The organism is Nocardia harenae NBRC 108248 (assembly GCF_001612885.1).
GTDB classification, from domain to species: domain Bacteria; phylum Actinomycetota; class Actinomycetes; order Mycobacteriales; family Mycobacteriaceae; genus Nocardia; species Nocardia harenae.
Genome location: NZ_BDBH01000005.1, coordinates 549,030 through 560,319, shown reverse-complemented (window position 1 = coordinate 560,319; position 11,290 = coordinate 549,030). Strand labels below are relative to the sequence as shown.

Here is an 11,290-nt window from a genome sequence, read left to right as displayed (position 1 = left end):
TCCACCCGAATGCGGGGCGCGCGGGCCACATCCCCCTTCCGCCCGCGCGCCCCGACCCGGGCTAACCGACTCCGAGGTAGCGGCTCAGGGCATCGTCGAGGTCGGCCATGCGGTCGCGCGTGAGGTTGCCGAGTCCGACGGGCTGACCAGGACGCCGAGCCGACGGCCGCGTTGCTCATGACCCCGCTTCGCGTCGCCGAGGTCGACCCGGTGGAGACAGTTACGCGCGGGTATCGCCGGTGGCGGTGGTCATACGATCGCGCCACTCGGTGACGGCCCCACCGCGCCGGGTGCCGAGGGTGGCATCGAAGCGGCGGGCGCGCTTGGCGACGGTGAGCCCGACGTAGGTGTTCGGGCCGGTGATGGCGGCGGTCGCGACGGCACACGCCTCGTCCACCTCGCCGCCGGCGAGCAGTGCGGTGGCGTGCTCGAAGCGCACCAGCGCGGGCTCCATGGTCTCGGAGGGGTCGTAGGCGGCGAGCGCCTCGGAGGCGGCCTCCTCGGTCTGGTCGACCAGCCCGAGCCGGGCCGAGCCGATGGCCCGGTAGAAGGCGAGCTTCTCCGGCCGGAACGAGAAGATGCCGAGCGGCATCTCCTCCGGCTTCGCCACCGCGAGCGCGGCGGCGGCCCGGTCGATACAGCGGGCGAAGTCGTTCGCCTCGCCCAGCTCGGCGTGCGCCCTGGCGGCCAGGCTCCAGAGCCAGGCGGTGGCGGGCCCGCGGTCGGGGTTCTGCGCCAGCCGCGGCGCGAGCAGCGAGAGCACGTCGCGCGGGCGGTCGCTGTAGGTGGGCAGGTAGCCGGCGCCGGCCAGCGCGATGTCCTCGGTGTAGCGGTCACCGATGTCCTGCGCGGCGTGCGCGGCGGTGGTGTACCACATCTTGGCCTGGCCGAAATGCCCGTCGTTGAAGAGGATCTCGCCGACGACGGTCGCCAGCCTGCCCGCGGTGCGCACCAGCCTGGCCTGCGCCGCCGTGGTCTGCCGCTCGGCGAGGCAGCCGCGCACGGCGCGGAACTGCTCCAGCGCGCCCGGCAGGAGCTCGCGCGGCGGCACCTGCACCGCGCGGGTGCCGAGGTGGGTCGCGGTCTCCTCGAGCACGAGCAGCCTGCGCTCGCTGATCGAGCCCGCGTCCAGCGCCGCGAGCATGCGTTCGGGCTCCGCGGCGACGAGCGCCGCGGCCTGGCCGGCGATTCCGATGCCGGCGTAGGTCAGTAGTTCACGCCTTCTCACGTCGTCCTCGACTTCCTTGTCGAGCCCGCTTTCGAGCTTGGGTTCCGGTTCGGCGATTGCCTGCGTGAACCGGGTCCTCGCCTCGGCATCCGCCTCGGCCAGCACTCGATCCAGCAAGCGCCTGCTCGCATCGTGCATCCGCGTGGTGCGGCCGTTCTCCCACAACCCCACGGTGCGTGGTGTCACTCCCACCAGACGGGCGAACTCGTATCGGCTGCGTCGCATCGCCGCGCGCAGCGCTCGGACGTGTTCACCCCTCCAGTCGACTTCGAGCATAGGTGCCGCCTCGTCCCCAACCGGTCCTTACAAGCGAAAAGTACTCGCTATTACCGTATTCGGGACTGGTTTGCGCGTACTCGCCGCGTGCACCCTTGAAGTCGCACCCGGTGCCGGGGGTTGTGCCCGAACCCTCACGGTGGTCGCCCTTTTCGACCGGAGCCCGCGCGCGGTCCGATCCAGCCGCCCCCGGCTCCCTCCGCGCCACCACGGCGCCGGGTGCACACATCGAGCAACATCGGAGGTGGACCATGGACGTACTCGCGCCGGATACCCGCGAACTGTGGTTGATGCAGAGCCGCGACTGTGCCGCCGAGCCGCCGCCGTTGGATGCCGCCCGCGCCAGGTTCGTGCTGGCGGTGCACGCCGGGCACGGGGCCGCATGCAGGCAGTTCCTGGCCGCCGCCGCCTTCTCCTACGGTGCCTACCGGGACACCGCCCGCGCCTGACCGGCGCAATGTCGCGCCCGCCCGGCGCAGACCCGGCGCCGCATGAGGGGCGGCGCCGGGTGCGGGCCCGGCACCGCCGGAGCGCGACACCGCGCGGAACGCGCGGCGCCCGCCCGGCACGACACCTCCGCGCCTACGCCGCCCCGCTGAGCGTCTCGAACTCGCTGTCGGAGAGCGTGATCCCCGCCGCCGCGATGTTCTCCTCCACGTGCGCCACCGTCGACGTGCCCGGAATCGGCAGCAGCACCGGCGAGCGCCGCAGCAGCCAGGCCAGCGCCAGCTGGGCGGGCGTCGCCCCGTGCTCGGCGGCGATGGCGTCCAGCGGCCCGCCGGGGCGAGCCAGCTCCCCGGTGGCGATCGGGAACCACGGGATGAAGGCGATGTTCTCCGCCTCGGCGTACTCCAGTAGCTCCTCGTCGGCCCGGTTCGCCAGGTTGTACAGGTTCTGCACGGAGACGATCGGCGCGAGCTCCCGCGCCTCCTTCAGCTGCGCCACACTCACCTGGGAGACCCCGATGTGCCGGATCTTGCCCTCCTCGCGCAGCAGCGCCAGCTCGCCGAGCTGGTCGGTGAGCGGCACCTGCGGGTCGATCCGGTGCAGCTGGTAGAGGTCGATCCGGTCGACGCCGAGATGGCGCAGGCTCAGCTCGGTCTGCTGGCGCAGGTACTCGGGGCGGCCGAGCGGCCGCCACTCGCCCGGCCCGGAGCGGGTGAGCCCGCCCTTGGTGGCGATCACCAGGTCGTCGGCGTACGGGTGCAGCGCCGTGCGGATGAGCTGCTCGCTGACGAAGGGGCCGTACGAATCGGCGGTGTCGATGAAGGTCACGCCGAGCTCGACGGCGCGGCGCAGCACCCGCACCGCCTCGTCGGGATCGCGCGGATCACCCCAGACGCCCGCGCCGGTCAGCCGCATGGCGCCGTAGCCGAGCCGGTTGACCGGCAGGTCGCCGCCGAGCGCGAAGGTGCCGGACGCATCGGCAGGGCGGGACTCCACATCGGTGCTCATCACAGATCCTCTCGTCATCGATACCCCTCGGGTGCGCAACCGGGGGAGCGCTCCGGATGTTCCCGGCCCGCGAGCGATGAATCCGCGCCGCCCGACCGGTCGGAACGGGGGAGGAAGGGAGAACCATGTCCGAGAATGAGATCCGCACCGTGATCGAGGACTGGGTGGCCGCCATCCAGGCCCGCGATCTCGAGGCCACCCTGGCGAACCACACCGGCGACATCGTCATGTTCGACGTCCCGCCGCCGCAGAACGGCGTCCGCGGCGCCGCCGAGTACCGCGCGACCTGGCCGCCGTTCTTCGAGTTCATCGCGAGCGGCGCCCGCTTCGAGATCGTGGAACTCCAGGTCACCGCGGGCGCCGAGGTCGCCTTCGCGCACGCCCTGCTGTACTGCGCCACGCCGGACGAGCTGCGCGCGCATCCGGACCGCAGGCTCCGCATCACGCTCGGGCTACGCGCCGAGAACGGCCGCTGGCTGATCGCGCACGAGCACCACTCGTTCCCGCAGGAGAGCTGAGTCAGGAGCCGAAGAGGATGGCCCGCATGAGCAGGCAGACCCGCTCCGGCGAGCCCGCCGGGTCGGTGTCGAAGGCCCGGCCCAGATCCACCACCTGGGCGAAGGCCGCGTGCACCAGGAAGCGGGTCTCGGCCGAGCTGAGCTCGGGGCGCACATCGCGCACCAGCCGGGCCCACTCCTCGACGCTGAGCCGCTGGATATTGCGCAGCACCGTGCGCTCCTCGGCGGGCACGTGCTGGAACTCGGTGTAGTAGACGAAGGTGAGGGCGCGCTCGGCGAACGAACCCGCCACGTACTGCCGGATCAGCGTCTCCAGCGCGTCCGCGCTGTCGGTGCTCGCCGCCACCGCGGGGCCGACGGCGCCGGAGACCCGGTCCGCCGCGCGCCGGAAGGCGGCGGCGAGCAGGTCGCTCTTGCCCCGGTAGAAGCGGTAGACCGCGGAGGCGGCGGAGAGCCCGGCCGCGGTGGCGATCTCCTCGACGCTGACATTCGGGTAGCCGCGCGCGTGGAAGAGCTCGACCGCCTTGCGCAGCAGCAGCTCGTGCTTGAACGAGTCCGGGATCTCCACCGGCGCGGGCAGCTCGGCGGCGACCGCGGGGGGCAGCTCGACGGCCGCGATCGCGGTGGCCGCGCTGGTCAGCAGCCTCTGGATGGTCTTCACCGGCAGCGCGGCGTGGTGATCGGCGATGCTGGTGACGGCGCTCAGGATGGCGACGCAGAGCACCCGGACGTCGGTCTCGGCGAGTTCCGGGCGCAGCGCGGCCACCTGGGTGCCGAGCGCGCGCAGCACGGTCATCTGCTGCCCGTTCAGCAGCGCCAGGTCGTCCGGCGCCAGGTAGCGGCCCTCCCAGCGCACCAGGGTGACGGTCGGGCGGTTCTCGATGGTGGTGCTGATCAGCGCCTCGAGCACGTGCTCCAGCCGGGCCCGGGGCGGGGCGTCGGCGAGATCCGCCGGCAGCCGCACCGCCTCGGTCATGGCGCTGCCCACCCGCAGCAGCTCCTCCTGGAAGAGCGCGTATTTGCTGGGGTAGTGCCGGTACAGCGCGGCGGAGCTGATGCCGAGCGCGGTGGCGATGTCCTCCATGCTGACGCCGTGGTAGCCGAGCGAGCCGAAGGCGGCCGCGGAGGTCGCCGCGATCTGGGCGCGCCGATTCTTCGGCCGCCGCCGGATCTCCCGAGGGGCCGGGTCGCCGGTGACCGCCTTGCGCGTGCTGCGGCGATTGTCGACGCTCATGCCGACATGGTATCGGTACGGCTCGCCGTTCCCCGCCGATGTGCCGACCGGATCCGCCGCGCGCACTACGTCGCGGCAGGCCGCTGCGCCGCGTACCAGTCGAGCAGCTCGGGATCGTCGACCGCGCTGCGCTCGACCACCCGCCCCGCCTCCGCGCCCTGGAACAGCTTCTTGATCGGCACCTCCAGCTTCTTGCCGGTGCGGGTGTGCGGGATGCCCGGCGCCACGATCACCTCGTCCGGCACGTGCCGCGGCGACACCTCGGTGCGGATGGTGCTCGCGATCCTGGCGCGCAGCTCGTCGGTGAGGTCGGCACCGGGGGCCAAGGTGACGAAGAGCGGCATCCAGTAGCCGCCGTCCGGTTGCTCGACCCCGATCACCAGCGCCTCGGTGATCTCCGGCAGCCGCTCCACCGATTGGTAGATGTCGGCGCTGCCCATCCGGATGCCGTGCCGGTTCAGCGTGGAGTCCGAGCGGCCGTGCACCACCACGCTGCCGCGCCCGGTCAGCGTGATCCAGTCGCCGTGCCGCCAGACGCCGGGGAAGGTGTCGAAGTAGGCGTCGTGGTAGCGCCGGCCGTCGGGGTCGTTCCAGAACCGCACCGGCATGGACGGCATGGGCGCCGTCACCACCAGCTCGCCGACCTCGTCGCGCACCGATTTCCCGTCCGGGTCGAAGGCGTCGAGCGCGACCCCGAGGTACGGCGCGGAGAGCTCGCCCGGCCACACCGGAACCGTGCGGGTGCCGCCGGCGAAGGCGCTCACCACGTCGGTGCCGCCGCTGATCGACGAGACCTGCACGCGGTCACCGGCGTTCGCGCCGATCCACTCCGAGGAGGCGGGCGGCAGCGAGGAGCCGGTGATGCCCACCGTGCGCAGCGCCGAGAGATCGAAGGCGGTGCGCGGCACCAGCCCGTCCTTGATGCAGGCCAGCACGTAGCCGGGGCTGGTGCCGAGCACCGTGGTCCGGGTCTCGGCGGAGATCCGCCAGAGCGCGCCCGGGTCCGGGTGCGTGGGGCTGCCGTCGTAGGTGACCACGGTGGCGCCGGTGAGCAATCCGGCGACCTGGAAGTTCCACATCATCCAGCTCGGGCTGGTGTACCAGAAGAAGGTGTCGTCCGGGCCGATATCGGCGTGCAGCGCAACGGCTTTCAGGTGCTCCAGCAGCACGCCGCCATGGCCGTGCACGATGCCCTTCGGCAGCCCGGTGGTGCCGGAGGAGAAGACGATCCAGAGCGGGTGGTCGAAATCGACCGGCTCGGTGGTGATCACCGGCGGCTGCGCCTCGGTGACGGCGACGGCCTCGGCCCACGGGATGACGTCCTCGACCGGCAACCCGAGCCGGGGCACCACCACGGTGCCGCGCAGCGTCGGCAGCCCGGCGCGCACCGCGGCCAGATCGTCGCGCTTGTCGTGCGTCCTGCCGCCGTAGGCGTAGCCGTCGGCGGCCACCAGCAGCACCGGCTCCAGCTGGCCGAGCCGGTCCAGCGCGGCCTTGGGCGAGTAGTCCTGGCCGCACGCGCTCCACACCGCGCCGATGCTTGCGGTGGCGAGGAAGGCGACGATGGCCTCGGGAATGTTCGGCAGGTACCCGGCCACCCGGTCGCCGGGGCCGACGCCGAGCCCGCGCAGGGTGCGCGCGAAGGCGGCGGTCTCGTCGACGAGCTCGGCCCAGGAGACCTCGCGCGGCTCGCGCTCCTCGGCGATCGCCACGATGGCAGGGCGCTCCGGGTTCAGCGCGCGCACCACCTGGTCGACGTAGTTGATCCCGGTGCCGGGGAACCACTCCGCCCCCGGCATCTCCCGGCTCGCCAGCACCTCGCCGCCGATCTCACCGAGCCGGAAGTAGTCCCACAGCGCGTGCCAGAAACCGGGCAGGTCGTCCACCGACCACTGCCAGAGCGCCGGGTAGCCGTCGAACTCGCGCCCGGCCCTCGCCCCGGCGAACCGGGCGAAATCGGTGATCCGCGCGGTGGCGATATCGCGCTCGGTCGGCACCCACTGTGGTTCCACTGCTGTCTCCTCAGTCGCTCGCGGCGCCGCGGCGCACGATCTGCTCGGCGTGCCTGAGCACCGGCCCGTCCACCATCCGCCCCTCGAACTGGAAGACGCCGCGGTGGTTCGGCACCTCGGCCAGCACCCGGCGCGCCCAGTCCAGCTCCTCGTCGGAGGGGGCGTAGGCGCCCCTGATCACCGGGATCTGGCTGGGGTGGATGGCCACCTTGGCGTCGAAGCCGACGGCCGCCGCGTCCAGCGCCTCCTCGCGCAGCCCGTCCAGGTCGGGGATGTTCAGGTACACCCCGTCCAGCGCGAACTTGCCCGCCGCCTTGCCCGCGAGCAGCGTGCTGGAGCGCAGGTGCCTCGGCAGGTCGCGGTAGCTGCCGTCCGGCCGCCGGGTGGACTGCCCGCCCAGCGCGGCCACCAGATCCTCGGCGCCCCACATGATGCCGACGGCGTTCGGCTCGGCCATGATCCGCTCGCAGGCGAGTGCGCCGCGCGGCGACTCGATGAGCGCGATCACCGAGAAGCCGTCGAGCGCGCGCAGCTGCTCGGCCGTCTCGGCCTTCGGCAGCATGACGGTGCGGTACTCGGTGCGGTGCAGCGCGCCGATATCGGTGACGTATTGCTCGGTGTCGGCGCCGTTGATCCGGATCACCGTGGTGGCCGGGTCGAGCTGGGTGTTCAGCACGGATTCCCTGGCGGCGTCCTTGTCCGCGGCGGCGACGGCGTCCTCCAGGTCGAGGATCACCACGTCCGCGGCGGCCGCCGCCTTGGCGTAGCGGTCGGGGCGGTCGGCCGGGCAGAAGAGCCACCCCGGGCCGGTCACATCGCTCATGACAACGTCTCCTGTGCTCGTGCGGGGCACCCGCACCCGGGCAGCCCGGTCAGCGGTGCGCGAGTGTGGCTCACCGTGCGTCCCGGGTGCGCACGAGGGTCTTGCGCACGGCCGTGACGACCACGTCGCCGTGCTGGTTGTAGCCGGTGTGCGCGAGGGTCACGATGCCCTCGCCCGGCCTGCTCTTCGAGAGCCGCTTGTCGGTCACCACGGTCTCCGCGTAGAGCGTGTCGCCGTGGAAGAGCGGCTTCGGGAAGGCGATCTCGGAGAAGCCCAGGTTGGCCACCAGGGTGCCCTGGGTGAGCTGCGCGATCGAGAGCCCGATCAGCGTGGAGAGGGTGAACATGGAGTTCACCAGCCGCTGGTTGAACGGCGGCTGCCGCTCGGCGAAGGCGGCGTCCAGGTGCAGCGCCTGGGTGTTCATGGTGAGCGTGGTGAACAGGACATTGTCCGCCTCGGTGACGGTGCGGCCCGGCCGGTGCTCGTAGATCACGCCGGTCTCGAACTCCTCGAACCAGAGCCCGCGCTGGGTGATTCGGCGCGGCGCGCTCACAGCCCCAGCTCCCTGGCGATCAGCAGCAACTGAACCTCCGTCGTACCCTCGCCGACCTCCAGGATCTTGCTGTCCCGGTAATGCCGAGCCACCGTGTACTCGTTCATGAAACCGTAGCCGCCGAAGATCTGGGTGGCGTCCCTGGCATTGTCCATGGCGGCCTCGCCGGCCACCATCTTCGCGATCGACGCCTGCTTCTTGAACGGCTTTCCGGCCAGCATGAGCGCGGCGGCGTCGTAGTAGGCGGTGCGCGCGGTGTGCGCCCGCGCCTCCATCCTGGCGATCTTGAAGGCAATGGCCTGGTTGCGCCCGATCGGCTTGCCGAAGGCATCGCGCTCGCCCGCGTACCGCACGCTCTCGTCCACGCAGCCCTGGGCCGCCCCGACCGCGAGCGCGGCGATGGCGATCCGCCCCTCGTCCAGGATGCGCAGGAAGTTGGCGTAGCCGCGGCCGCGCTCGCCGAGCAGGTTCTCCGCGGGCACCCGGACGTCGGTGAAGCTCAGCGGGTGCGTGTCCGAGGCGTTCCAGCCGACCTTGGAGTAGGCGGGTTCGGCGACGAAGCCGGGGGTGTCGGTCGGCACCAGGATGGTGGAGATCTCCTTCTTGCCGCCGGTCGTCCCGGTGACGGCGGTGACGGTGACCAGCCGGGTGATGTCGGTGCCGGAGTTGGTGATGAACTGCTTGCTTCCGTTGATCAGCCACTCGCCGCCGTCCAGGGTTGCGGTGGTCCTGGTCCCGCCCGCGTCGCTGCCCGCGCCGGGCTCGGTGAGGCCGAAGGCGGCGAGCGCGTGGCCCGCGGTGAGCTGCGGCAGCCACCGCCGCTTCTGCGCCTCGGTGCCGAAGCGGTAGATCGGCATGGCGCCGAGCGAGACCCCGGCCTCCAGCGTGATGGCCACGCTCTGGTCCACCTTGGCCAGCTCCTCCAGGGCCAGGCAGAGCGCGAAGTAGTCGCCGCCCATGCCGCCGTACTCCTCCGGGAAGGGCAGCCCGAACAGCCCCATCTCGGCCATCCCCGCCACCACCTCGTACGGGAAGCTGCACGTGGCATCGTGCTCGGCGGAGACCGGGGCGACCACCGCGCGGGCGAATTCGCGCACCGACATGGCCAGGTCGCGGTAGTCGTCCGGTAGGGCACCGGTGGCGAGGAAGTCGGTCATGCGGGTAGTCCTTCGATCGTCGACGCGGTGATGCGGGCGAGCACCTGGTCCAGCCGGACCTGGCTGCCCGGCGTCACCAGGAGCTCGACGGTGCCTGCGACCGGCGCCGTGAGCGTGTGCTCCATCTTCATGGCCTCCACCACGACCACCGGGTCGCCCGCGGCCACCTCGGCACCGGCCGCGGTGCCGACGGCGATCACCGAACCCGGCATGGGGCTGCGGATCTCGGCGTCGCCCTGGTGCGCGCCCGCCCCGCGCAGGGCCGCGGGGGTCGCGCGGCGCAGGGTTCTGGTGCCCGCGGGTCCGGCGAGCCAGTACTGCCCGCCGTCCTCGGCGACCAGGTACTCGTGGCGGATGCCGTCGAGGGTCAGGGTGAGGGCGCGGACGCCGGGCGTGCCCGCGAGCGGCGCCGCAGCCGCGGTGAGCGCCAGTTCGGGGCCATGGTCCACGCGGATCACGGCAGCGTCCGGCGTCCCGGTGATCCGCACCTCGCGGGTGACCCCGTCGGCGGTGAGTCGCCCCGGGACCGGCGCGGGAGCGCCCAACCGCCACCCGGAGGGCTGCGCCCACAACCCGGCCCCCGGCTCCGGCTGCAACCGCAACCAGTTCGCGACCGCCGCGGCGACGAACTCGTCGTCCGTCGCCCGCGCCGGCACGAAATCCCCGACCCGCCGGTCGAGCAGCCCGGTGTCGAGCCGCCCGGCCACCACCTCCGGGTCGGCGAGCAGGAATCGCAGGAACTCCACATTGGTCCCCAGCCCGAGCACGACCGTCTCGCCGAGCGCCCGATCCAGCCCGGCCAGCGCGGCCTGCCGGTCGTCGGCGAAGGCGATCACCTTGGCGAGCAGGGGGTCGTAGTCGCTGCCGACCGTGGTCCCGGCGCGCAGCCCGGAATCCACCCGCACCCCGGCGGGCTCGGCCACGGCGAGCACCCGCCCGCCGGTGGGCAGGAAGCCGCGCCCCGGATCCTCGGCGTACACCCGCGCCTCGACGGCGTGCCCGGTGAGCGCGATATCGCCCTGCGCCACCACGAGCTCCTGCCCGGCGGCGACCCGCACCTGGCACTCCACCAGATCCACCCCGGTCACCAGCTCGGTCACCGGATGCTCCACCTGCAGCCTGGTGTTCATCTCCATGAAGAAGAACTCGTCCGGCCGATCCGCCGACACGATGAACTCCACCGTGCCCACGCCCCGGTAGTCCACGCTGCGCGCGGTGGCGCAGGCGGCGGCGCCGATCCGCTCCCTGGTCGCCGCGTCGAGCAGCGGCGATGGCGCCTCCTCGAGCACCTTCTGGTGCCTGCGCTGCAGCGAGCACTCGCGCTCGCCCAGGTGCAGCACGGTGCCGTGCGCGTCGGCGAGCACCTGCACCTCGATGTGTCGCGGATTGCCGACGAAGCGCTCCAGGAAGAGCGTGTCGTCGCCGAACGCCGCCGCGGCCTCGCGCCGCGCGCTCACCAGCGCCGCAGGCAGCTCGGCCGGGTCGGCCACCCGCCGCATCCCCTTGCCGCCGCCCCCGGCGGACGGCTTGACCAGCACCGGGAACCCGATCCCCGGCGCGGCGTCGAGCAGTTGCGCGTCGGTGAGCCCCGGCTCGGCGATGCCGGGCACCACCGGTACGCCGAACGCCGTCACCGTCTTCTTGGCGGTGATCTTGTCGCCCATCACCTCGATGGCAGGCGCCGGTGGCCCGAGGAAGACGATCCCCGCCGCGTCCAGCGCCGCCGCGAAGGCCGCGTTCTCCGAGAGAAAGCCGTACCCCGGGTGCACCGCGCCTGCCCCGGTGCGCTCCGCCGCGGCGACCACCAGGTCGACCGCCAGGTAGCTCTCGCGGGCGGGCGCGGGCCCGAGCCGGACCGCGACGTCGGCCGCGTGCACGTGCGCCGCGTCCGCGTCGGCATCGCTGTACACCGCCACCGAGCGCAGCCCGAGCGCGCGCAGCGTGCGGATCACCCGGACCGCGATCTCGCCCCGGTTCGCGACGAGGACGGTGTCGAACGCCGTGATGGCGGCGGTATCGAAGAGCGAGGTCATG

The 11,290-nt window shown here is 72.6% G+C and carries 10 protein-coding genes; 2 read left to right on the top strand and 8 right to left on the bottom strand.

Annotation, left to right across the window (positions count from 1 at the left end):
- Window positions 1-220: 220 nt before the first annotated feature.
- On the bottom strand, window positions 221-1,504 hold the full coding sequence (locus tag NH2_RS14030) for a helix-turn-helix domain-containing protein (protein WP_501193506.1): 1,284 nt from the start codon (window positions 1,502-1,504) through the stop codon (window positions 221-223).
- A 251-nt stretch (window positions 1,505-1,755) separates the two neighbouring features.
- On the opposite strand from NH2_RS14030, the gene NH2_RS14025 reads away from it, so the two are divergent.
- Window positions 1,756-1,953 (top strand): hypothetical protein, encoded by a 198-nt coding sequence (locus tag NH2_RS14025; RefSeq protein WP_067653405.1) that lies wholly within the window; start codon window positions 1,756-1,758, stop codon window positions 1,951-1,953.
- A gap of 133 nt (window positions 1,954-2,086) precedes the next feature.
- Here NH2_RS14025 and NH2_RS14020 read toward each other — a convergent pair whose 3' ends face one another.
- Window positions 2,087-2,959: an aldo/keto reductase gene (locus tag NH2_RS14020; protein WP_067653403.1), complete on the bottom strand. Its 873-nt coding sequence runs from the start codon at window positions 2,957-2,959 to the stop codon at window positions 2,087-2,089.
- Between the two features lie 125 nt (window positions 2,960-3,084).
- On the opposite strand from NH2_RS14020, the gene NH2_RS14015 reads away from it, so the two are divergent.
- On the top strand, window positions 3,085-3,477 hold the full coding sequence (locus NH2_RS14015) for a YybH family protein (protein WP_067653401.1): 393 nt from the start codon (window positions 3,085-3,087) through the stop codon (window positions 3,475-3,477).
- A gap of 1 nt (window position 3,478) precedes the next feature.
- Here NH2_RS14015 and NH2_RS14010 read toward each other — a convergent pair whose 3' ends face one another.
- The 6 genes from NH2_RS14010 to NH2_RS13985 form a co-directional block, all read right to left on the bottom strand.
- Window positions 3,479-4,711 carry a TetR/AcrR family transcriptional regulator gene (locus tag NH2_RS14010; RefSeq protein ID WP_067653638.1) on the bottom strand — a complete coding sequence of 411 codons (1,233 nt, stop codon included), beginning with the start codon at window positions 4,709-4,711 and terminating at the stop codon, window positions 3,479-3,481.
- A gap of 65 nt (window positions 4,712-4,776) precedes the next feature.
- On the bottom strand, window positions 4,777-6,723 hold the full coding sequence (locus NH2_RS14005; RefSeq protein WP_067653399.1) for an acetoacetate--CoA ligase: 1,947 nt from the start codon (window positions 6,721-6,723) through the stop codon (window positions 4,777-4,779).
- A gap of 10 nt (window positions 6,724-6,733) precedes the next feature.
- Window positions 6,734-7,546 (bottom strand): HpcH/HpaI aldolase/citrate lyase family protein, encoded by an 813-nt coding sequence (locus tag NH2_RS14000; protein WP_067653397.1) that lies wholly within the window; start codon window positions 7,544-7,546, stop codon window positions 6,734-6,736.
- Window positions 7,547-7,616: 70 nt separating this feature from the next.
- Complete coding sequence (locus NH2_RS13995; RefSeq protein ID WP_067653395.1) at window positions 7,617-8,099, bottom strand: MaoC family dehydratase; 483 nt, start codon at window positions 8,097-8,099, stop codon at window positions 7,617-7,619.
- Window positions 8,096-9,256, bottom strand: a complete 1,161-nt coding sequence (locus tag NH2_RS13990) for an acyl-CoA dehydrogenase family protein (protein ID WP_067653393.1) — start codon at window positions 9,254-9,256, stop codon at window positions 8,096-8,098. The genes NH2_RS13995 and NH2_RS13990 overlap by 4 nt, the downstream gene beginning before the upstream one ends.
- Window positions 9,253-11,289: an ATP-binding protein gene (locus NH2_RS13985; RefSeq protein ID WP_067653391.1), complete on the bottom strand. Its 2,037-nt coding sequence runs from the start codon at window positions 11,287-11,289 to the stop codon at window positions 9,253-9,255. Before NH2_RS13985 ends, NH2_RS13990 begins: the two co-directional genes overlap by 4 nt.
- Between the last annotated feature and the right edge of the window lies 1 nt (window position 11,290).